Source organism: Streptomyces sp. 135, assembly GCF_020026305.1.
Taxonomy (GTDB): domain Bacteria; phylum Actinomycetota; class Actinomycetes; order Streptomycetales; family Streptomycetaceae; genus Streptomyces.
Genome location: NZ_CP075691.1, coordinates 7,767,623 through 7,788,399, shown reverse-complemented (window position 1 = coordinate 7,788,399; position 20,777 = coordinate 7,767,623). Strand labels below are relative to the sequence as shown.

Genomic DNA, 20,777 nt, shown 5'->3' with positions numbered 1-20,777 from the left:
TGATCCACTCGCGGGCATGGGGCACGACCACGGCCCGTCCTCCGCGGCGACGGGCGGCACGCTCAGCGGGACGTACCGGAACCGGCTGCTGTGGACCATCTGCATCAGCGGCGCCATCACCGCCATCCAGGTGGTCGGCGCGCTCCTGTCCGGCAGTCTCGCGCTCCTCGCCGACGCCGCGCACAGCCTCACCGACGCGGTCGGCGTCTCCCTCGCGCTCGGCGCCATCACCCTCGCGCAGCGTGCGCCGACGCCGCGGCGCACGTTCGGCTTCTACCGGGTGGAGATCTTCTCGGCGGTCCTGAACGCGCTCTTCCTCGTCGCGGTCTTCGTCTGGGTCCTGTGGTCGGCGATCGGCCGCCTCAGCGAGCCGGTGGAGGTCAAGGGCGGCCTGATGTTCGCGGTCGCGGTCGGTGGGCTCCTCGCCAACCTCGTGGGCCTGTGGCTGCTGCGGGACGCCAAGGAGAAGAGCCTCAACCTGCGCGGCGCCTACCTGGAGGTCCTCGGGGACGCGCTCGGCTCGGTCGCCGTGATCGTGGGCGGCCTGGTCATCCTGCTGACGGGGTGGCAGGCCGCCGACCCGATCGCGTCGATCGTCATCGGCCTGCTGATCGTGCCGCGTGCGTACGGCCTCCTGCGGGACTCCGTCCACGTCCTCCTGGAGGCGACCCCGCAGGACGTCGACCTCGGGGAGGTCCGGCGCCATCTCCTGGCGGAGCCGGGCGTCGTCGCCGTGCACGACCTGCACGGCTGGACCGTGACGTCGGGCATGCCAGTGCTCACCGCCCACGTGGTGGTCACGGACGCCGCCCTCGCGGCCGGATACGGCGCACTGCTCACCCGCCTCCAGCGGTGCGTCGCCGGCCACTTCGACGTGGCGCACTCGACGCTGCAACTGGAGCCCCGGGGCCATACGGAGGAGGGCGGGGCGCTGCACCTGTGACGGCCGGCGTACCTGGGACTGCCGGCCCCGGCGGCCCGTGACCATGTGTGACTCCGCGTCAGCCAAGGGTGCATCCACCCCGTGGCGATCCTGTGCATCTTTGCGGGCAGCGCCATGGAAGCCGGACGAGACCGCCCATCTCACCGGGGAGCGCACGACGGTGGCGTGATAGCACGGGGTGATCAGAACCGAAGGAGACGACGACACCATGGGCATCTTCAGCCGTCGCCAGACCGCCACCCTCGACCCGGCGCCCGCCGGGGGCCGCGGTACGCCCTTCCCGGCGGCCGGCGATGCCGGGCTCGACCCGGCGCTTCGCGCGCTGACCGGGCAGTGGACCATCGACCGCCCGCACAGCCGCATCGGGTTCTCGGTGCGGCACGCGATGGTCACGACCGTGCGGGGCGCCTTCGGTGACTACGACAGCACGCTGTACTTCGACGGTGCGCGGCCCTCCGCGTCGCGGGCCGAGATCACCATCCGGGTCGCCAGTGTCGACACGGGCGTGGAACAGCGGGACGCGCACCTCGTGGGCCGCGACTTCTTCGACGCGAACCGCTATCCGGAGATGGTGTTCCGCAGCACCTCCACGGTCCACGAGGGCGGGGAGACCTTCCGCATGGCGGGGGATCTGACCATCCGCGACGTCACCAGGCCCGTCGAGCTGCAACTCGACTACCTCGGTTCGGTCGTGGACCCGTTCGGGTACGAGCGGGCCGGTTTCGACGGCACCACCACCATCGACCGCACCGCATGGGGCCTGGTCTACAACCAGCGCCTGGAGGCGGGCGGCACGATGGTGAGCGAGAAGGTCCGGCTGCAGTTCGACATCTCCGCCATCCGGACCACACCCCTGGCCTAGGCGCCACCCCCCGAACGGCCCGCCCCAGGAGGAACACGCCTGACGTACCGCAGCCCGTCCCGCGCGAGGGCTTCCGGGAGCCGCGCCACAGGACCATGATGGGGCTGGGCGAAACGGGGGTGTCGTCATGGCTGTTCGCTTCGGTTCGGGCGCCGTTCGGGTTCCGGCCTGGGCTTTCGCCGTCGTGGGCTTCGTCCTCGTGGTGGGACTGTTCTTCGGCGTACGAGATCTCGCGTCACCCGGGGGCGGGGCGCGGAGCGGCGGCGGTGACACCGTGAGCGGTGGCTCGGGCGCCGATGGCGGCGGTACGGGCACCACGAGCGGGAGCGACGGCTCCGGCGGGAGCGACCCGACGGGCGGCGAATGGCAGACAGGCGGCTCCGACGGAAACGGAGACGGAGACGGCGGCGGTACGGGCACCACGAGCGGGAGCGACGGCTCCGGCGGGAGCGACCCGACGGGCGGCGAATGGCAGACAGGCGGCTCCGACGGAAACGGAGACGGAGACGGCGGCGGGAACGGAAACGGGAACAGCGACAGGAACGGAAGCGGCGGTAAAGGCGGGTCCGGAAACGGCGGTGGGGACGGGGGCGGGAACGGCGGACGAGCCGGAGATCCCCCCGGCTGGCTGCCCTGGGGCCCGAAGTCGCCCAACACCGACACATTGCCGGAACCGGACAGCGTCTACGACGATCTCCAGCGGGGCGAGTGCCAGGAACCGTACGAGATCGCCGTCGACCCCGCCAAGCAGACCGGCGGCCAGGGAAGTCCGGGCGCCTGGAAGGTGATCGAAGGGCTGGCCGGGATCTGCAAGGCCGCGCGGGGCGAGCGGGACGGTCTGAGCATCGCGACGAAGGCGGCGGCCAGGCTGCGCGCCACCGGCTACCGGCCCGAGAGCGCCGCCCACCTGTGCAAGGACGGGGACGCCCTCGAGGTCCTGCAACGCTTCGTCGCCTACTACCGGCAGCACCCTTCCGAACGCGTGGCGCTGCGCCCCGCTCCGTCGGGCACCAGGGCCTGCGAGAACGAACTCGACGTCAGGGGCGGCAGTGTGGCACCGGACGAGTCGTTCTCCGTGCGCGGCACCTGGCCGGACCCGCCCGTCACCGTGGAGCTGCGCGCCGCCGAGCTGACGAGGCCGGTCGTCCTGAAGCCCATCGGCGACGAGGACGACCCGAGCAGGTGCTGCAAGGACGCCTTCGTCTCCGTCGACCTGCCGGGCAGGGACGGCTTCGACGGGCGCCGACCGACGGTGGTCGACGTCACGCTCGTGACGAGGAACGGGGCCCGGCTCGTCAAGTACGCGGCGCTCACGATCGTCTGGACCGGGGTCGGCCCGTCGTCCCCGCCCCAACCCTCGGGACCGGGCACCTCGCCGTCCGGGCGCACCACGTCTTCCGGCTCATCGCCCGGCCCCTCCACCTCCTCGTCCGGCCCGAACACCACATGAGCGGTACCCCACCCCAGCCGCCGGACCCCGACCCCGCTCCCCCGGCCCCGGCCTCGCGAGCCGACCCCGCACCGCCCCCCGAGCCGGAACCAGAACCCGCTCCCCCACCTCCGCCCGCGTCCCCCGCTCCCGCTCCCACCGACCCCCACATCGGCTGGGTGGAGATCATCGGCGCCGTCGGCTCCCTCGTCACGCTCCTGACCGCCGTCCTCTTCTACTTCGGCTGGGCGAGCACCGACGCCGAGACAAAGGCACTCGGGCTGCGTGACACCGTCTTCCACCTCTCCACCAGCGACTATCTGCTGCGGAGCGTCGGTGCCCTGTACCTTCCCGCCTGGCTCGCGGCCGGCGCAGCGCTCGGTGCGCTCGGGCTGCACCGCTGGGCGACGAACGAACCGGAACGGCTCACGCGCGCCGTGCGCGTCCTGCGCTTCGCCTGGACGGTGCCCCTCGTCCTCGTACCGCTGTATCCGCTCAGCCCTTGGCTGTTCGACCTGCTGCTGCCGCTCACCACGATCGCCGGGCTGTCGCTCAACGCCTATGCCCGCACCCGCGGCCGCCGCGACCTGCGCCTGTGGGGCCTGACGCTTTTCGTGTGCGTCCTGTCGCTGTTCTGGGCCGTGTCGGCCTACGCGCAGATCGCGGGCCGGGGCCGGGCGGAGCTGACCGAGCGGACCGTCCGCGACGACTTTCCCGCCGTCACCGTGCTCAGCGAGAAGGACCTCATGATCCGCGGCGGCGGCAGCTGCTTCCGACGTGTCACCGGGAAGGGGAGCCAGTACGCGTACGAGTACGGCGGGCTGCGGCTGTTCCACGTCTCAAAGGACCGCGTCTTCCTCGTCCCCCGCGACTGGACGCCCGGCCACGGCACCCTCTACGTGCTCAAGGAGGGCAAGGAGCAGCGCGTCGACCTGCTCAGCGGCCCCGGCCACCGGGAGCGGGAGTGCCGGGGCTAGCGCGTAGGGCTCGTATGGCACGTCACGGGGCGAGCCGGTACGCGTTTGTGATCGTCTCGGTCACGGTGTTGCCGGACGTGTCCTTCAGATGCACGCGGTACGACACGGCCTTGGCCGTCGCCGGGTGCTTCACCTTCGCCGTGCGCGCTCCCTTGGTGTCGGTCGTGACAGGGGCTGTCTTCCAGGTGCTGCCGCCGTCGTAGGAGACCTTGACCGTCAGCGTGGCGATCTTGCCGGTGCCGGCTGCCGCGCCCGCCACCTTCAACGGCACCGTCAGCGTGCTGCCCGCCGGGGCCGTGCCGTTCAGCGCCAGCTTCGGGGCGAGGCGGACGGTGGACAGCGGCAGCTCGGAGGGCTCTTCCTCGGGGGTCTCGGCCGACGTGAACGTCCAGGCCGCGGCCACCTTGGTGCTGGTAGTGGTGTCCTTCGCCGAGCGGGTGGCCTCCATGGTCAGGCGGTACGGGGCGGAGGCGGCCGGGAGTTCGGCGTACACCGCGCCCGGGCCGCCCTCCGCGAGGGTGCGGCCGCCCGACTCCAGGCGGGTGAAGCCGCCGGTCGTCACGGAGTCGCCCGCGTGGCCCGCGCCGTCGCTGAAGAGCTGGACGTACGCGTCCATGGCGTTGCCCGCGCGGCGTGCGCCCTGCCGGTCGTCGGCCTTGAGGTCGGGGCCGACGACGCCGGTGTTGAAGTTCAGCGTGTAGCGCTTGCCCGCCTTGTACGCGATCTCGTTCGCGCCGTAGTCGATGCGCGACTCCCCCGCGTCGTCGAGCTGCGCCATGGACCAGGTCCAGCGGAGGTCCTTGGTGTTGAGGTAACTCGTCCCGGAGGCCGGGAGCTTCAGCGAGGTCACCGGCACGAGGGGCGGGTTGTAGCCGCTGGTGCCGATCGGTGTGGCGGAGAGCCTGCCCTTGCGGCCCGCGGCGGAGGCGCCGACGCCGTACGTCACCTCGGCGAGCTCGGCCTTGGTGGTCGCGTGCTTCAGGCCCGAGAACCAGTTGCCGGTGCGGCTGAAGGCCAGCCGGTAGTCGACCTTGTCCGACGCCGTGCCCGAGGCCTTCCAGTGGCCGTTGTACTGCGCGTTCAGGGTGGGCGAGTCCGGGCCGAGGCCGAGAGTGCGCATGACGGTGCCGCCGCCGAAGCTCCAGCTGCTCGCGATCGCGAGGGAGGTGTCGTCGTAGCTGATGTTCGACTCCGTGAGACGCGCGCCGGCGTCCGGGGTGGTGACGGCGACCGGCTTGGCCTTGCGGGAGTCCAGCGTGAGCGTCGTCTCCGCGCCGACCTTCAGCTTCGGCTGGACGAAGACCGCGAAGCTCTTGGTCGGGCCGTAGACGGAACTCTCCAGTGCGTACGTGCCCTTGGGCACCCGCACGGTCACCGGGCCCTCACGGAAGGGGACCTCGATCTTCCGCTGCGCGCGGTCGGTGAGCGTGGTGGTGTAGTTGGACGAGTCCTTGCCGTTGACGTCGAGGTGCTTCAGCGTGAGGTCGTACGACTCGACCTCACGGTCGACGACGAGGCCGGTGCGCACCTCCTGGCCGCCCCCGGTGGCCAGCAGCGTCCCGCCGTAGATGCCGTCCGCGGTGCCGGACCTGGTGTCGGCGGTGACGGTGGTCTTGGCGGTGCCGCCCGCCGGGACGGTGAGCTTCGTGTCCTTGATGGTGAACATGCCCGCCGGGCCCGGGCGGCCCCTCGGGTCCAGGGAGCCCGCGGAGAGCGTGAGGGTGACGGGCTCGGCGCCGAGGTTGCGGTAGGTGACGGTCTTGGCGACCGGCTTGTCGTCCGTGTGCGGCCAGGCCTGCGTGCCGAAGGCGACCGTGCCGGGCTCTGGGACGACGGACGCGGTGACGGCGCGCGTCAGGTCGACGCGGCCCGCGCCCTGCTGGTGGGCGTTGAGCGTCGGGTCGGGCTCGGCGGAGCCGGTCAGCGCGGCCTTGAGCTGCGGTCCTGTCCACTTCGGGTGCTGCTGGAGGAGCAGGGCGGCGGAACCGGCCACGTGCGGGGTCGCCATCGAGGTGCCCGACATGGAGACGTAGGCGTCGTTCCCGGTGTCGTCGGGCGTCAGCGTGGAGCGCGCGGCCGTGATGTCGTCGCCGGGGGCGGTGAGGTCGGGCTTGGTGACGCCATCGGCCTGCGGGCCGCGGCTGGAGGTCTCCGCGATGTTGTCCTGCTTGTCGACGGAGCCGACGGTGAGGGCGGCGGGAGCGCTGCCGGGCGAGTTCAGCGTGCCGTGCTCGGGGCCGTCGTTGCCCGCCGCGATGACGAAGAGGGCCTTGCCGGCCAGGCGTGCGACGGCCGCCTCCATCGCGTCGGTGCCCGGTGAGTCGAGGCTGCCGAGGCTCAGGTTGACGACCTTCGCGCCGTTGTCGACCGCCCACTGCATGCCGGCGGTGATGCTGGACTCGGTGCCGGTCCCCTCGACCTCGGAGATGACCTTGCCGTCCAGGAGCTGTACGTCGGGCGCCACGCCCTTGTACTTGCCGCCCGACTTGGCCCCGGAGCCCGCGAGGGTCGAGGCGACGTGCGTGCCGTGGCCCATGCGGTCCTTGGCGTCGGGCGCGGAGTCGGTGAAGTTCTTCTCGGTGACCTCGACGTTCTTCAGGTCAGGGTGCGTCTGGTCGACTCCGGTGTCCAGGACGGCGACCTTGACGCCCTTGCCGGTGTATCCGGCCTTCCACATGGTGGGGGCGCCGATCTGCGGCACGCTCTTGTCGAGGGCGGGGCGGACCTTGGCGTCCAGCCAGACGTGCGCGACGGCCCGGGCCGTGGTGGTGCGGACGTTCGTACGGCCGCCCGTCCCGGCGGTGAGCTCCGACCAGAGGTCCCGCGCACCGGACTTGGGCGCGTCGAACGCCTCGCCGCCGATGGCGGGCAGCGCACGGCGGTCGCGGGCCAGGCCCTTGAAGGTGTCGCCTGCGCCCGGGCGGCCGTTGGCGCGGACGCCCTGCCGGTACTCGACGATCAGCGGCAGCGACGTGCGGTGGGCGTCGTCGTACTTGTCCCCGACGAGCCGCGTGACGTCGAAAAGCCGCCGGTCCAGCGTGCCCGCGTTGATCAGCGGCTGGGCGTCCTGCGGTATGACGTACGTGTGCCCGTCCTCGCGCCGCACCGTGATCGCGACGTCCTCGCGGTCCTTGCCGCGGATCAGCCGGGTGACCTGCTTGCCCGCCGCCCGGACGACCACCCGGTCACCGGTGATCAACGTGACGGTCGTCGTCTTCCCGCCCCGCGCCCCCTGACCGGCCTTGGTCTCCCCGCCGGTACGCGTCCCCGCCCTGCGGTCCGGCCCCGCGCCGGAGTCGGCCGCGGCCGCCCCCACGACCAGTGCCCCTGACACCACGGCGGCTATCGCCGCCGCCCCCACCCTCGATATGACTGCCACCCGGTTTGCCTGTCTTTTGAACGTGCTTGATGTGGTCGTCCGTAACACGCGATCTTGGCGGCGTTCGGTTCTCGGGGTCCGGAAGATGTTCTTGAGATTTTCCAGGGCGTACGACGATGAACGCCGTTCCTCGGGTCAGGTCGATGCTGGAGCGGGGCGGCGCACCGTCGCTCTCGTCGTCCCGCCGCAGCGACTCCACCCGCCGCTGCTCGAGTTCCACCGTCTTGTTGCCGTTCACGACCGCCGTGAATTCGTCGAAGGCGATGTTCGACAGGGAACGCCCCGTGCGCCTGCGCAGCCAGGGGATCATGCCCAGCCCCGTGAACCATCGCCACGCGCTCTCCATCAGGGCGAAGAAGGCCAGCAGACACGCGAAGGCCGGGAACGACATGAGCCAGATCGTCACGACCGCCTCGTGGAGCTCACGGGGCCAAGGTTTCTGCCGCTCTCGGGGCTCGTCTCGCTGCTTGCCATGGGATGACTGTTCCGGGTCCGCGGGGCGCGGGGACCAGACCGGCGCATGATGCGCTTCCCCCATGCGGCGGAGGCGCCGCCATGGAGCTCCACCGCGCGGCGGAGCACAAGTGCCGGGCCGGTCCTACACCTCGCCCCTGCCGGCCAACTCCCCCTATCATGAGTGGACTTGGGGGCGCCACAGGGGCGGTTGGTGAGCATGGAGCCCGTCCTCGCGCCCGTCGTGCTGATCGCCTTGCTCTGCTGGTCGGTCTACGCACTCTTCGTGTGGATCCGAGACGTCGCCCACCGGCGGCATCTGCCGGCGAGCCGCGAACCCGGGCGTGCACGTGGCGATGACGGACTACTTCGCCGAGCGGGGATGGAACCGGGCGGACGTCCTGCGCATCCTGGCCGAGCCGCTCGAACACAAGCTGATCAAGGTCAAGGGCTGGCGGTTCGGCGGCTGCGGCAACCGGACCAACGCGCCCGACATCCCCCACCAACGGCTGACGGAGGCCCTCCGTACGGACGCGGAATCCGCGACGCCCGACGAGGCGGTACGGGCGCGGGAGTACGCCGATGACCTGGCCGCGGCCGTCGACTCCCAGGATGCCGACAGGACGGCCCGCGTCCTCGGCAGGATCAACACCCTGCTGTCCACGGCCACGGCGGCCTTCACCCTGACCCGCGAACTGCTGCCGCCGGGCTCATAGCGGACTCAGTGGAAGCAGAGGCAGAACGGATGGCCGGCCGGGTCCGCGTAGATCCGCCAGTTGGCGCCCGGTTGAAGCTGATCCGTCCGCTCCAGCACCGTCGCGCCGAGGGCGAGCGCCCGCTGCTCCTCACCGTCGAGGTCGTCCACGTCGAAGTCCAGGTGGAGCTGTTGCGGGCGGTCCTGGCCCGGCCATTCGGGCGGTCGATAGCCGTCCACCCGCTGGCAGGCCAGCGGCGTCCCCTCGAACCCGTGCACTTCGACCCAGTCGGTGTCCCCAGGATCCGCGATCACCTTGCCGCCGAGCAGATTCGCGTAGAACTCGGCGAGCTGCACCGCATCGGCGCAGTCCAGCGCGACCGCCTGTAGCTTTCGAATCACTTCGGACAACCCCTCGCTCTTCGGCCGCTTCCGCGGCACTCCGTACGGGAGGGGTCGTACCCGCCACCCCGGCCGCCATGCGCGAGCACCTACTCGGGCAGGGGGCGGTCGTGGACGACGTTCTTCATGACGAGGGTGGACGTCAGACGCTGGACGCCCGGCAGCCGGGCGAGTTGCTGGTCGTAGAGCTGCTGGAAGGCGGCCAGGTCGGTGGTGGCGACGCGCAGGAGGTAGTCGGGTTCGCCGAACAGGCGCTGCGCCTGCAGGACATGCGGGACAGCTGCCACCGCCTCTTCGAAGGTCGAGACGGTGTCGGCGTCTTCCCAGCGCAGGGTGGCGAAGACGAGCGCCTCGAAGCTCAGGCCCACGGCGCCCGGGTCCACGATCGCGCGGTAGCCGCGGATCGCGCCCTCGCGTTCCAGGTCGCGCAGGCGGCGATGGCAGGGCGACACGCTGAGCCGCACACGGGCGGCGAGTTCGGTGACGGTGAGACGGCCGTCGAGCTGCAGCTCGGTAAGAATCTTCCGGTCCAGGGCATCCATGGAGAAGATTCTCCCTCACCACGCGCGATCATGGGGTAAATGAGGGAACACCTTCTGTCGGATCCGGCCTAACCTTCCTCGCGTACACGGCACGTGAGAGGGAACGCCCCATGGACGCAACGACACTGGCAGCCTTCGTGGCAGTGGATCTTCTGCTGGTGTTCACGCCCGGCGCGGACTGGGCCTATGCGATCTCGGCGGGCCTGCGGGACCGTTCGGTCGTCCCCGCGGTCGCGGGGCTGATCACTGGACACGCGGCGTACGCGCTCCTGGCCGTCGCGGGCCTGGCGGTGATCGTGGCGAATTCGCCGGCCGTCCTCACGACGCTCACCGTCGCCGGCGCCGGATACCTGCTGTGGCTGGGTTGGGGCGTGCTGCGACAGCCGGCCGCTCCAGCGACCGCCGGGGGGACGGTGAGCGCCTCGCGCACGCAGACCGTGCTCAGGGGCGCGAGTATCAGCGGCCTGAACCCTAAGGCGCTGCTGCTGTACTTCTCGCTGTTCCCGCAGTTCCTCGACCCTGCAACGGGCTGGCCGGTCGCCGCGCAGACCGGGCTGCTGAGCACGGTGCACCTGACCGCGTGCGCCGTCGTCTACCTCGCCGTCGGCGTGCTCGCCCGCACCGTACTGAAGACCCGGCCCTCGGCGGCCCTGGCCGTCAGCCGGGCCTCCGGCGCGATGATGATGGGCATCGGCGGGCTCCTGCTGGCGGAGAGCCTGGCCGGCTGACGGAGCGGCGGATGCCGGACGCACGGACCGCCGGGGGATCACCCACGCCGGGCCGCGCGTCAGCGAGGCGGCTCGGACGGGAGCGCGCCGGTAGCCGTGCCATCGGCCTTGGCCGCGTCGGCGACGGCCTCGGCAGCCGCTTCTGCGGCCTGCGCCGTGTCGTCGGCGGCCCGGGCGGCCATGTCGTCGGCGGGCTTCTCGCGGGTGGCCGGTGACCTGGGCAGGTCCTCCTTGAAGGCCCGGGCCACGCCCTGGAAGGCGGAGGTGATCTCGCTGGGGATCACCCAGAAGTTGTTCCCCGTACCTTGCGCGAGCTGCGGCAGGGCCTGGAGGTACTGGTAGGCGAGCAGCTTCGGGTCGGGGTCATTGCGGTGCACCGCCTGGAACACCTCGTCGATGGCCCGCGACTGGCCCTCGGCCTGGAGGATGGCGGCGGTGCGGTTGCCCTCCGCGCGCAGGACGGCGGCCTGCTTGTCGCCCTCGGCGGTGAGGATCTGCGACTGGCGCTGCCCCTCGGCCCCGAGGATCGCGGCCCGCTTGTCCCGTTCGGCCCGCATCTGCTTCTGCATCGCGTCCTTGATGGTCTGCGGCGGGTCGATGGCCTTGATCTCCACCCGGTTGACGCGCAGTCCCCACTTGCCGGTGGCTTCGTCCAGGACGCCGCGGAGCTGGCTGTTGATGGTGTCCCGCGAGGTGAGCGTCTTCTCCAGGTCCATGGAGCCGACGACGTTGCGCAAGGTGGTGACGGTCAGTTGCTCGACGGCCTGGAGGAAGTTCGCGATCTCGTAGAAGGCGGCTCGCGGGTCGGTGACCTGGAAGTACAGGACGGTGTCGATCTCGACGACCAGGTTGTCCTCGGTGATCACCGGCTGCGGCTTGAAGGAGACGACCTGCTCCCGCAGGTCGATCACCGGGTGGACGCGGTCGATGTAAGGGATGACGAGGTTGAGGCCGGGATTCAGAGTGCGGTGATAACGGCCGAGGCGCTCGACGTTGCGGGCGCGAGCCTGGGGGACGATGCGCACCGCCCTTACCACGGTGAAGAGCGCGATCAACGCGATGATCAGGCCGGCGACAAGAAACGCGGAGGCTTCCATGATCTCAGTCCCGGGGGTAGACGAACGCGGTGGTCCCGCTGATCTCTACGACGTCCACGGTCTTCCCCGGAGGGATCACCAGCGTCTCGTCGTAGGCGCGGGCGGTCCACTCCTCACCGTCGATCCGCACCCTGCCGCCCAGTCCCGACACCTCGGAGACGACGTAGGCGGCCCTGCCGACCAGGGCGTCTATGCCGAAGCGCGCCGCCTGGGGCTGGAGCACGTGCCGTACCGCGAGGGGGCGTACGAAGAGCAGGGTGATGGTGGCGACAAGGGCGAACACCAGGAGCTGGAAGGGAAGCGGGAGTCCGATCGCGGCGCCCACCGCCGTGACCAGTGCGGCGACGCTCAGCATGCCGAGCGCGGCGGTGAGGGTGAAGATCTCGGCCGCGGCCAGCACGGCCGCGACGATCAGCCAGAGCAGCCATAGATCCATTGCGTACCTCTTTCGGCCGCAAAGCGCTCGCTTACGTAATTTGCCCCTATTTTACAGGCAGCTGCACTTTTGCAGGTAGTTCCACCTTTCCAGGGAGCTCCACGGTGATGTGGAGGCCGCCGGCCGGGCGCGGGGTGAGGGTGAGGGTGCCGTCGTGTGCCTCGGTGATGGTCTTGACGATGGCCAGGCCGAGGCCGACGCCCGCGTGGTCGGTGCGTACGCGTTCGGTGCCGCGCCGGAACGGTTCGGTGAGTGTCGAGGCCAGCTCCGCGGTGACCGGCTCGCCGGTGTTCTCGACGGTGAGCACCACGGTCCTGGGGCGGGCGGCGGTCTTGACCCACACGGTGCCCTGGCCGCGGAGGTTGTGGACGATCGCGTTGTGCACGAGGTTCGTGGTCAGTTGCAGCAGGAGCGTCGGCGATCCGATCGTGGGGGTGAGCTCGCCGTCGGTCTCTATGGTGACGCCATGCTTCTCTGCGAGGGCGAGGAGCGTCTCGGTGGCCTCCTCCGCGAGCAGGGACAGATCGACGGGTTCTCGGGGGAAGGACCGCTGGTCGGCACGGCTGAGCAGGAGCAGTGCCTCGGTGAGGTCGATCGCCCGGGTGTTGACGGCGTGGAGGCGGTCGATGAGTGCGCGGGTGTCGCTGTTCGGATCGGAGCGCGCCACGTCGAGAAGGGTCTTCGAGACGGCCAGCGGGGTGCGCAGCTCGTGCGAGGCGTTGGTGGCGAATCTCCGCTGTTCGGCGACGTGTGTCTCCAGCCGGGCGAGCATCGCGTCGAAGGCGTCGGCGAGTTCGCGGAACTCGTCCTGCCGGCCGGGCAGCCGGATCCGGTGGGAGAGCGATTCGCTCGTGGCCATGCGGGTGGCTTGGGTGATGCGGGTCAGGGGCGCGAGCATGCGGCCGGCGAGAAGCCACCCTCCCAGGAGGCCGAACACCAGCAGGAATCCCAGTACGGCGGCTGCGATCGGAGCGAAGGCGCGCAGGACGGGGAGACGGTAGCGGGGCTCGAAGACGAGCCCGACGTGGGTCACACGTGTCAGGAACACCCACCCGGCCGCGAGCAGCAGGACACCGGCGAGCATGACGAACGCGGCGTAGCTGAAGGTGAGTTTGAGGCGAACGCTCAGCCCGGGCACCCTATCCACGGTCCGCTCCCGCGCGTCCGGCCCGGGGTGGGGTGTCGATGCGGTAGCCGACACCTGGCACCGTGGCGATGATCCAGGGTTCGCCGAGCCGTTTGCGCAGCGCCGAGACGGTGATGCGCACGGCGTTGGTGAACGGATCGGCGTTCTCGTCCCACGCGCGTTCCAGGAGTTCCTCGGCGCTGACGACACCGCCCTCGGCGGCGGCGAGGACTTCGAGCACGGCGAACTGCTTCCTGGTCAGTGCGACATAGCGGCCGTCCCGGTACACCTCTCTGCGGAACGGATCCACCCGCAGCCCCTCGATCTCCCGTACGGGAGGCCTGTTGTGGGCGCGTCTGCGGTCGAGTGCCCTGAGCCTCATCACGAGCTCTTGGAGTTCGAAGGGCTTCGTGAGGTAGTCGTCCGCGCCGAGTTCGAAGCCGGTCGCCTTGTCGTCGAGACGGTCGGCCGCGGTGAGCATGAGGATCGGCATGCCGCTGCCTGAGGCCACGATGCGTCGGGCGATCTCGTCGCCGGACGGTCCGGGGATGTCGCGGTCGAGGACCGCGATGTCGTAGGTGTTGACGCTCAGCAGCTCCAGAGCGGTGTCGCCGCTGCCCGCGATGTCCGCCGCGATCGCTTCCAGGCGCAGGCCGTCGCGGATGGCCTCTGCCATGTAGGGCTCGTCCTCGACGATCAGCACTCGCATGCTCCGAGGCTACGAGGCCGCGCATATCGTCTGCATATCGAAAACCGCATACGCGCGGGCAACATGGCGCCGCCTTGGCTGATGGTATGCATCGAACCCGGCCATCAGCGCGCACCACGGCCCGGCGGATCCGGTGGCTCGTGGTGGCCGGCCTGATCACCGCCGCGGCGGTGATCACAGTGGTGATCGCCGCGGCCCTCGGCCACCAGCTGCCGAAGTCCTCGTCCACCTCGGCCTCCCTGGCCGCGTCACCGCATGCGTCCCCCGGCGAGCCCCGTGGGGCACCCGACGAGGCCGACGGTGTCGTCCCCGACGGCACGACGGTCTTCGACGACTCGGTTCCGGCCGTCGCCGAGCTCGATCCGGGGCTGCTCAAGGCTCTGCGCCGGGCGGCGAAGGCCGCCGCGGGCGACGGGGTCGAGTTCTCCGTCAACAGCGGCTGGCGTTCCCCCGCGTACCAGGACCGGCTTCTTCGCGAGGCCGTGGCCAGGTACGGGTCCAAGGACGAGGCCGCCCGATGGGTGGCCACCGCGGCGACGTCTCCTCACGTGTCGGGGGACGCGGTCGACATCGGGCGCTCGCAGGCGACGGCTTGGCTGTCCCGGCACGGCGCCGACTACGGCCTGTGCCAGATCTACGAGAACGAACCCTGGCACTACGAACTGCGCTCCGAGGCGATCGGCCACGGCTGCCCGCGGATCTATGCCGACCCCACCGAGGACCCGAGGATGCAGCAGTGACCGGCGATGGGCGAGAACAGACGATGGTGCGGGTGGACACGGCGGAGACCGGCCCGCGTGAGCCGGACCGCCGGGAAACCCGCTCCGGTGCCTGGCGCGCGGGCCTACGCCGCGCGTGCGCGTCCGGCCTCCGGCCGGGGCCGTGGACGCGCGGACCGCTGCTCGCGGTACTGGCGCTGTCGCTGGGCCTGGTCATGCTGCTGCACGCGCGGATCACCGACCGGGGCGGCCTCGGCAGCCTGGCGGAGACGTTCCTGCCGTGGTTCGGCCTGTTCGTCCCGGTGCTGCTGGCCGGGGGGCTGTGGCGCCGCTCCGCCTCGGCGGTGGTCGCGCTGCTGCTGCCGGCCGTGGTGTGGCTGAGCCTTTTCGGCGGGCTGCTCGGCGACAAGTCCCGCTCGGCCGGTGACCTCACCGTGGTCGGTCACAACGTCGGCGCCGACAACCCCGACCCGGTCGGCACCGCCCGCGACCTGGCCGCCTCCGGGGCGGACGTACTGGCCCTGGAGGAGATCACCGCGCAGGCGAAGCCGCTGTACGAGAAGGCCCTGGCGAAGGCGTACCCGCACCACACGGTGCTGGGCACGGTCGGGCTCTGGAGCAAGCTGCCGCTGTCGGACACCGAGCCGGTCGACATCAGGCAGGACGTCGGGCCTCTGGCGGCCACCAAGCCGGCCGACGCCGTACTGGCGGACGTCCGGGCCCTGCGCACCACGGTGGCCACGGACCGGGGTCCGCTCGCGGTGTATGTGGCCCACCTGGGGTCCGTGCGCGTGCTTCCCGGGAGCGGCTTCGGGACGGGGACCCGGGACCGCAACGCCAAGGCGCTCGCGCAGGCGGTCGCCGCCGAGGCGAACGAGCGGGTGGTGCTGCTCGGCGACCTGAACGGCACCACGGACGACCGTGCGCTCGACGGCCTCACCTCGCGGTTGGTCTCGGTCCAGGAGGAGGCCGGGGACGGCTTCGGCTTCAGCTGGCCGGCGAAGTTCCCGGTGGCGCGGATCGACCAGATCCTGGTCCGCGGCGTGGAACCGGAGAGTTCGTGGGTGCTCCCGGCCACGGGCAGCGACCACCTGCCGGTGGCGGCCGGGATCAGCTGGTGAATATGTGCTTCGGCATGCGACGACCCCACGTCGCGCCTCGTGCTCTCCGGGTCCAGGCTGGAGAGGAGGGAGTCTTCCCAGTGTTTTCGGGTGATCCCTCCGTATTCCCTCCCTAGGTGATCGTGGAGGAGCCATGACAGCGATCAAGCGGAACGACACTCCTGTCGCCATCAAGGACGGCGAGGTGGAGTTGCGTGTCCAAGACGTCGGCGGAGACATGTCCGTCGCCTTCGTGAAGTTTCCCGCAGGCACCGACATGGGGCCGGCTCTCAAGGGCCTGGCCGGTGACCTCTGCCCGTGCCCGCACTGGGGCTATCTCTTCAAGGGACGCCTGAAGATGCGTACGCCGGACGGCGAGGAGACGTATGAAGCGGGCGAGGCCTTTTACTGGCCGCCCGGCCACGCCCCCCTGGCTCTCGAGGACTGCGAGTACATCGACTTCTCGCCGGCCAAGGAATTCGACGCGGTCGTCGAGCACATCAAGGCGCAAGGAGGATGACGGGCGGCAGCCTGCCGAGGCCGCGGTAGCTGCGTGTCGCCCGTGCTTGTGCGTGCGTCGATGCGCGGGCCTTGCGACGACCGGACAGTGCCGCGCCCTGGCGATGCGCGGTGGACGCGCCTACGGTCTGCAGCACAGAGCCGGTCACCGCCCGATCGCCGGCCACCGGCGGTGGCCGCGCCTCATGCCGAGCTGTCCTGCTGCTGGTGGTCGCGGTGCCGTTCGTTGATGCGGCGGGCCTCTTCGAGTTGGTCTTCGAGGATGATGATGCGGCACGCGGCTTCGATGGGGGTGCCCTGGTCGACGAGTTCCCGGGCCCGGGCGGCGATGCGCAGCTGGTACCGGGAGTAGCGGCGGTGACCGCCTTTGGAGCGCAGCGGGGTGATCAGGCGGTGTTCGCCCAGCGCCCGGAGGAAGGCGGGCGTGATGCCGAGCATGTCGGCGGCCCGGCCCATGGTGTACGCCGGGTAGTCGTCGTCATCGAGATGGTCGACGGGGCGGGGACTGGCAGGGTCCACGGAACCTCCTTATGGCACGCGCCGAGGGGCCCGGGCGCCGCACTGGCACCCGGGCCCCGACTGTCCGACACCACCTGCCGACTCTTCTCAGTCGGCCTTTGTTTTCGCTGCCCTTCGCCCGGGGGAAGACGAAGCGCGGCGGGGGATCGCGGATGCGTGACCGGAGACCACCTGCCTACCGGGGCCTTCGGTACCCGGGCGGGATGTTCCTTCCGCCCGGGCGATCCTGATGGCGTCTGCTCCTTATCTCTTTCGTTCAACCGTTCGTACTGCTTGCTGCATGTCTTCGACTTCTTGGCTACGGAGGAAACACTAGCCCTGACAAGTCACCATGTCTACTCCCGCCAGTATAGTTTTCCTTCGGTGCGGGGGCCTGGTAATCTACTCCCGGCTCTCGACACCCGCCTGCCTGGTTGAAGTCGAGATCAGCGGGCACAAGGCAGACCCAGCGGTCCAGCCGACCAGGTGGGTGTTCGACGCATGAGCGAGACGCAGACACACTTCGATTCCCTCACGCGCCCTGTCCTACTGGCAGCCGACAGCCCCTGCGGCATCCCGCTCGCCCGCGACGCGGCCCGCGCCTTCGCCCGGAGCCTCGATCCGGCCCCGAGCGCGAAGGCGGAGGAGACCCTCGCCCTGGTGGTCTCGGAACTCGCCACCAACGCACTGCGTCACGGCGGAGGCCGCTTCACCCTGGAGCTCCGCGCCGACGCCGACACCGTGCACGTCGCCATCAGCGACCCCGCGCCGGCCCCACCGCGCGAGCGCACCCCGGACCTCAACGGCGGTACGGGCGGCTTCGGATGGCCCATGATCCGCCGCCTCACCCGCAGCGTGGACATCACCCAAGGCCCCGGGCCGGGCAAGACCATCCACGTACGTCTCGCGCGGTAGAGGCCCTGAGGGGGGGCGGATACCGCACGCCTCGGTCACATCCTGGTCAAGCCGCCCCCGCCGATGTCGTTCAGTGGGCCATGACGGTGCTGGGGACTCTGAGACTGTTCCTGAGACGGTCGGCGGCGTCGGTGGTGACCAGGAGCTCCACCAGGCCGGTGATCTGGCCCGGAGCGTGGTCGATGAAGATGTCCTCGATGTTGACCCCCGCCGCGCCCACGTCGGTGAAGAGACGGGCCAGCTCACCGGGCTGGTCGCCGATCAGGACGGAGACGGTGGCGTAGGTCCCCTGGGGTGCGCCGCGCTTCTGGGGCAGTCGGCCGTGGCCGGCGCAGCCGCGGCTCAGCAGGCCGGTCAGTGTCGTGGCGCCGGTGGTGCGGACGGGATCGCCATCGGGGGCGGTCAGGGCGCGCAGTGCTCCGATGGCGTCGTCCAGGTCGCCGGCCAGTTCGGCCAGGATGTCGGCGACGGTACCGGCGTTGGCGGAGAGGATCTCCAGCCAGAGCTTCGGGTCACCTCCCGCGACGCGTGTGACATCCCGTACGCCCTGACCGGACAGGCCCACCTCGGCGTCGGTGGCGTGTTGCAGGCGGGCCGCCATCAGGCTGGCGACCAGGTGCGGGGTGTGGGAGACGAGGGCGACGGCCCGGTCGTGTCCGTGCGGATCCATCACCAGCGGGGTCGCGCCGCACATGTCGAGCAGGCTCCGTACCGTCCGCCAGGTCTCGGCGGAGGTCGTCGGGGTCGGTACGAGCGCCCACACGCGTCCCTCGAAGAGGTCGGCGCGGGCGGCCAGCGGGCCGGAGCGTTCCCCGCCCGCCATGGGGTGCCCGCCCAGGTAGGTGCGGGTATCGCAGCCCGCGGCTTCGATCGCGTCGAGTGCCTGGGCCTTGACGCTGGCCACGTCGGTGTAGGCGCGGGCGAGGCCCCGACTCTGGGCGTCGGCGAGGGTGGCCGCGATGTCCGCGGGCGGGACGGCGAGGACCGCCAGGTCGACGGGGCCGGGGGGCTCCTCGGCGCGGCCCGCCCCGAGTGCGGCGGCGGTCAGCGCCGCCATGGGTTCCTTGTCGCTCAGGTAGACGGTGACGCCTTTGGCCGACAGGGACAGGGCGATGGACGTGCCGATCAGACCGGCGCCAACGACGACGGCGGTGCGCAACATGGTGTGCCTCATCTGTTCATCGACAGCACGGACTCGACCGGCCGGGCGCGAAGGGATACCCGGGGAGGACAGAGGATGGGAACAGCCGCTCAGGTCTGGGCGCTCGGCGGCGGAAAGCTGCACGCCGCATCGAGGCAGGGGCCGGTCAGGTACCGTCGGGCCCGCTCGTCAGATCGTGCGCGAACATCTCCCAGATCTCGGCGTAGCCTTGGACGAGCTCGGACATCTGGGTCTTGCAGTGGGCGGGGACACTCTCGACGTACCGCTGGCGGTCGCGGGCCACCAAGGCGGCGGCGTCCAGCATCCGCAGGATGTGACGGCCCGTCTCGTTGAGCCTCATCGATGGGTCGCGGCGCAGGGTGTCGAAGATCGAGCCGAGTTCGGCTGTCGACCTGGTGTGGGCCGGGCGGTTCTGCGGCGGCCGGTAGGCCGGCTGCTGCGGGGAGTCCCCGGTGGCCGCGTGGCCGCGCTGGCGAGAGGGTACGGGGTCTTCTCCGCGCATGACCCGGCTGCGCACGTCCGCGACGGTGGCGGGCGATATGCCTGCCTGGCGGGCGATGGTGCGCAGTGAGGCGGTGGGGTTCTGCTTGACCAGCTCGCCGGCGAGCCTTCTGCCGTGTGTGGAGTCGACGGGCCGGGAGCGGCCGTCGAGCCCGATCCGGCGGTCGGGCTGCAGGAGCGTGTCGGCCGCGTTGTGGCGTATCTCGGAGACTTTACGGGCGGACAGTCCGGCGACGGCGGCGACGGCCCGGTCGGACCATTCGGGGTGTGAGGCGAAGATGCGTTCGGCGGCGGCGGTCCGGTCCTCCAGGGACAGCGGGCGGCCGTGGGAGACGTTGAGGGCTACCGCGAGGAGGTCTGCATCGGTCGTGTCGCCGTCGAAGTAGCGGACCTTGATGAAGATCTGTCCGTTGACCTGGGCGGCGCGCAGGCGGTGGACGCCGTCGACGACCCGCATGGTCGGACGGTGCACGAGGATCGGGGGGAGTTCCGATTCGGTCTCGGCGAGGGCCCGGGTGTATTCGGTGTCCAGGCCGCCCACGCGGGGGGTGTGGGTGACGTGCAGTTCGTCGAGGTGGGCGAGTTCGACGGTTGCGTCGTTGAGGCTCTTGTCCCGCAGCGCGAGCAGGTATTCGGAGCTGCTGCGGGTGCACGGTCTGTCAAGCTGTCCGGCAGTCATGGAGACACTTCCTGGTCGGCACGTCCGATGAGGGGCGGGTGTCCTACTGCCATCCGGAATCCCCCAGCTCGCCACCGGCGGCCGGGGTGGGGATCTGCCAGCCGGAGTCGATGTTGCCGTCGTCGGCCTCGCCGGTGGTCCCGGCGGGCTGCACTCTCAGCGTATCGGCGGCGGTGGCATCGGCGGCCCAGGCGGTCTGTGCGCCCAGGAGGAGCGCACAGGCGGCCACGCTGCTGAGAATGACCTGACGAATCATGAGTTTCCCTGTTCTCCTCGGGGGCTTGCTGCGATGAACATGAGTGTTCTCCGCGTCCCATGGGGAGCAGAAGAGGCTTAGGGGCGGGCAAAGCGGCCTTGGCACATTCAGTCCAGGGCGGTCGCCTTTGGAGGCGTTAATTCCGCCCTATTTGCAGGGAAGTCAGAGAGGCCGGCGAAGCTATTCGTCCATGTCGGGGCGGAGCAGCGGCACCTCGGCGGACAGCAACTCCCACCGCGCGAGGGGCGGATGGGTCACGACGGCGCGCGCCCAGGCCAGTTGAGCGGTCGCTTCCGCTTCTTCCAGGGTGGACGTCTGCACGTAGACACCGACGACGGGGCAGGGCTGGGCCTCGGCGTGGACGCTGACGTGCTCGACGCGGTCCGCGTCGGCGCCACGGCCCTGCATCAGCAGAGCCGCCGTGGCGACGGGCAGCCGTTCGCCCCCTGGGGGCGGGAGGAGGCGGAGGTGGACGAGATACACAGGAAGCACCTTCCCGGGGGAAGTGAAACATCAGGCACAAAAAGACAGGAACGGTGCTGGCACTGCCGAATCGGGTGTACCAGATGGATCGAGGACACATTTCGGTCCCTGGCCGTGCGGGTCTCCGGTTTGCGACAGAGCGGGAACCGAACGGCCGAGCGCACCACG

The 20,777-nt window shown here is 70.7% G+C and carries 22 protein-coding genes and 1 pseudogene; 10 read left to right on the top strand and 13 right to left on the bottom strand.

Translation table 11 applies throughout. The features are described 5' to 3' along the window. Positions 1-16: 16 nt before the first annotated feature. The 4 genes from KKZ08_RS34630 (at position 17) to KKZ08_RS34615 (ending at position 4,211) form a co-directional block, all read left to right on the top strand. Entirely contained in the window at positions 17-943 is a 927-nt protein-coding gene (locus KKZ08_RS34630) for a cation diffusion facilitator family transporter (RefSeq protein WP_223778185.1), read from the top strand. Between the two features lie 208 nt (positions 944-1,151). Then, a complete protein-coding gene (locus KKZ08_RS34625) occupies positions 1,152-1,805 on the top strand; it encodes a YceI family protein (RefSeq protein ID WP_223778184.1) in 654 nt (217 codons plus the stop codon). Positions 1,806-1,932: 127 nt separating this feature from the next. After that, on the top strand, positions 1,933-3,255 hold the full coding sequence (locus tag KKZ08_RS34620; RefSeq protein ID WP_223778183.1) for a hypothetical protein: 1,323 nt from the start codon (positions 1,933-1,935) through the stop codon (positions 3,253-3,255). Then, positions 3,252-4,211 (top strand): hypothetical protein, encoded by a 960-nt coding sequence (locus KKZ08_RS34615; protein WP_223779389.1) that lies wholly within the window; start codon positions 3,252-3,254, stop codon positions 4,209-4,211. Before KKZ08_RS34620 ends, KKZ08_RS34615 begins: the two co-directional genes overlap by 4 nt. A 22-nt stretch (positions 4,212-4,233) precedes the next feature. On the opposite strand, the gene KKZ08_RS34610 is transcribed toward KKZ08_RS34615, so the two are convergent. Together KKZ08_RS34610 and KKZ08_RS34605 are read right to left on the bottom strand one after the other, a co-directional pair. Beyond that, the gene (locus KKZ08_RS34610) at positions 4,234-7,527 is read right to left on the bottom strand and encodes a S8 family peptidase (RefSeq protein ID WP_223778182.1); all 3,294 of its coding nucleotides are present in this window, start codon (positions 7,525-7,527) and stop codon (positions 4,234-4,236) included. 190 nt (positions 7,528-7,717) lie between these two features. Further along, a pseudogene (locus tag KKZ08_RS34605) lies at positions 7,718-7,900 on the bottom strand (DUF6191 domain-containing protein); the annotation flags it as partial. A 493-nt stretch (positions 7,901-8,393) separates the two neighbouring features. Between KKZ08_RS34605 and KKZ08_RS34600 the strand changes: the two are divergent. Then, entirely contained in the window at positions 8,394-8,759 is a 366-nt protein-coding gene (locus tag KKZ08_RS34600) for a hypothetical protein (protein WP_223778181.1), read from the top strand. Between the two features lie 5 nt (positions 8,760-8,764). Here the strand turns inward: KKZ08_RS34600 and KKZ08_RS34595 are convergent, their stop codons facing one another. Together KKZ08_RS34595 and KKZ08_RS34590 are read right to left on the bottom strand one after the other, a co-directional pair. Then, positions 8,765-9,139, bottom strand: a complete 375-nt coding sequence (locus tag KKZ08_RS34595; protein ID WP_223778180.1) for a VOC family protein — start codon at positions 9,137-9,139, stop codon at positions 8,765-8,767. Between the two features lie 89 nt (positions 9,140-9,228). After that, positions 9,229-9,681, bottom strand: coding sequence for an Lrp/AsnC family transcriptional regulator (locus KKZ08_RS34590; RefSeq protein ID WP_223778179.1), 453 nt, complete (start codon positions 9,679-9,681; stop codon positions 9,229-9,231). A gap of 110 nt (positions 9,682-9,791) precedes the next feature. Here KKZ08_RS34590 and KKZ08_RS34585 point away from each other — a divergent pair, with 110 nt between their 5' ends. After that, positions 9,792-10,409 (top strand): LysE family translocator, encoded by a 618-nt coding sequence (locus tag KKZ08_RS34585; protein ID WP_223778178.1) that lies wholly within the window; start codon positions 9,792-9,794, stop codon positions 10,407-10,409. Positions 10,410-10,468: 59 nt separating this feature from the next. Here KKZ08_RS34585 and KKZ08_RS34580 read toward each other — a convergent pair whose 3' ends face one another. From KKZ08_RS34580 to KKZ08_RS34565, 4 genes are read right to left on the bottom strand one after another with little or no spacing between them, the layout of a single operon-like run. Further along, positions 10,469-11,506: an SPFH domain-containing protein gene (locus tag KKZ08_RS34580; protein WP_223778177.1), complete on the bottom strand. Its 1,038-nt coding sequence runs from the start codon at positions 11,504-11,506 to the stop codon at positions 10,469-10,471. A 4-nt stretch (positions 11,507-11,510) separates the two neighbouring features. After that, entirely contained in the window at positions 11,511-11,942 is a 432-nt protein-coding gene (locus KKZ08_RS34575) for an NfeD family protein (protein ID WP_223778176.1), read from the bottom strand. Between the two features lie 46 nt (positions 11,943-11,988). After that, positions 11,989-13,089, bottom strand: coding sequence for a HAMP domain-containing sensor histidine kinase (locus tag KKZ08_RS34570; protein WP_223778175.1), 1,101 nt, complete (start codon positions 13,087-13,089; stop codon positions 11,989-11,991). Beyond that, complete coding sequence (locus KKZ08_RS34565) at positions 13,082-13,777, bottom strand: response regulator transcription factor (RefSeq protein ID WP_223778174.1); 696 nt, start codon at positions 13,775-13,777, stop codon at positions 13,082-13,084. The genes KKZ08_RS34570 and KKZ08_RS34565 overlap by 8 nt, the downstream gene beginning before the upstream one ends. Positions 13,778-13,863: 86 nt before the next feature. Here KKZ08_RS34565 and KKZ08_RS34560 point away from each other — a divergent pair, with 86 nt between their 5' ends. From KKZ08_RS34560 to KKZ08_RS34550, 3 genes are all read left to right on the top strand, one after another. Then, the gene (locus tag KKZ08_RS34560) at positions 13,864-14,517 is read left to right on the top strand and encodes a M15 family metallopeptidase (protein ID WP_223778173.1); all 654 of its coding nucleotides are present in this window, start codon (positions 13,864-13,866) and stop codon (positions 14,515-14,517) included. Positions 14,518-14,540: 23 nt separating this feature from the next. Continuing rightward, on the top strand, positions 14,541-15,617 hold the full coding sequence (locus tag KKZ08_RS34555) for an endonuclease/exonuclease/phosphatase family protein (protein ID WP_223779316.1): 1,077 nt from the start codon (positions 14,541-14,543) through the stop codon (positions 15,615-15,617). Positions 15,618-15,750: 133 nt separating this feature from the next. Next, entirely contained in the window at positions 15,751-16,116 is a 366-nt protein-coding gene (locus KKZ08_RS34550; protein ID WP_223778172.1) for a hypothetical protein, read from the top strand. Between the two features lie 182 nt (positions 16,117-16,298). Here KKZ08_RS34550 and KKZ08_RS34545 read toward each other — a convergent pair whose 3' ends face one another. Further along, positions 16,299-16,634, bottom strand: a complete 336-nt coding sequence (locus KKZ08_RS34545) for a MerR family transcriptional regulator (RefSeq protein WP_223778171.1) — start codon at positions 16,632-16,634, stop codon at positions 16,299-16,301. 480 nt (positions 16,635-17,114) lie between these two features. Here KKZ08_RS34545 and KKZ08_RS34540 point away from each other — a divergent pair, with 480 nt between their 5' ends. Beyond that, positions 17,115-17,528 (top strand): ATP-binding protein, encoded by a 414-nt coding sequence (locus tag KKZ08_RS34540; protein WP_223778170.1) that lies wholly within the window; start codon positions 17,115-17,117, stop codon positions 17,526-17,528. A gap of 70 nt (positions 17,529-17,598) precedes the next feature. On the opposite strand, the gene KKZ08_RS34535 is transcribed toward KKZ08_RS34540, so the two are convergent. From KKZ08_RS34535 to KKZ08_RS34520, 4 genes are all read right to left on the bottom strand, one after another. After that, positions 17,599-18,813: a prephenate dehydrogenase gene (locus tag KKZ08_RS34535; RefSeq protein WP_263303381.1), complete on the bottom strand. Its 1,215-nt coding sequence runs from the start codon at positions 18,811-18,813 to the stop codon at positions 17,599-17,601. Between the two features lie 22 nt (positions 18,814-18,835). After that, positions 18,836-19,870 carry a transcriptional regulator gene (locus KKZ08_RS34530; RefSeq protein WP_223778168.1) on the bottom strand — a complete coding sequence of 345 codons (1,035 nt, stop codon included), beginning with the start codon at positions 19,868-19,870 and terminating at the stop codon, positions 18,836-18,838. 43 nt (positions 19,871-19,913) lie between these two features. Further along, positions 19,914-20,126 carry a hypothetical protein gene (locus KKZ08_RS34525; protein ID WP_223778167.1) on the bottom strand — a complete coding sequence of 71 codons (213 nt, stop codon included), beginning with the start codon at positions 20,124-20,126 and terminating at the stop codon, positions 19,914-19,916. Between the two features lie 180 nt (positions 20,127-20,306). Next, the gene (locus KKZ08_RS34520; protein WP_223778166.1) at positions 20,307-20,609 is read right to left on the bottom strand and encodes a hypothetical protein; all 303 of its coding nucleotides are present in this window, start codon (positions 20,607-20,609) and stop codon (positions 20,307-20,309) included. Positions 20,610-20,777 lie beyond the last annotated feature (168 nt).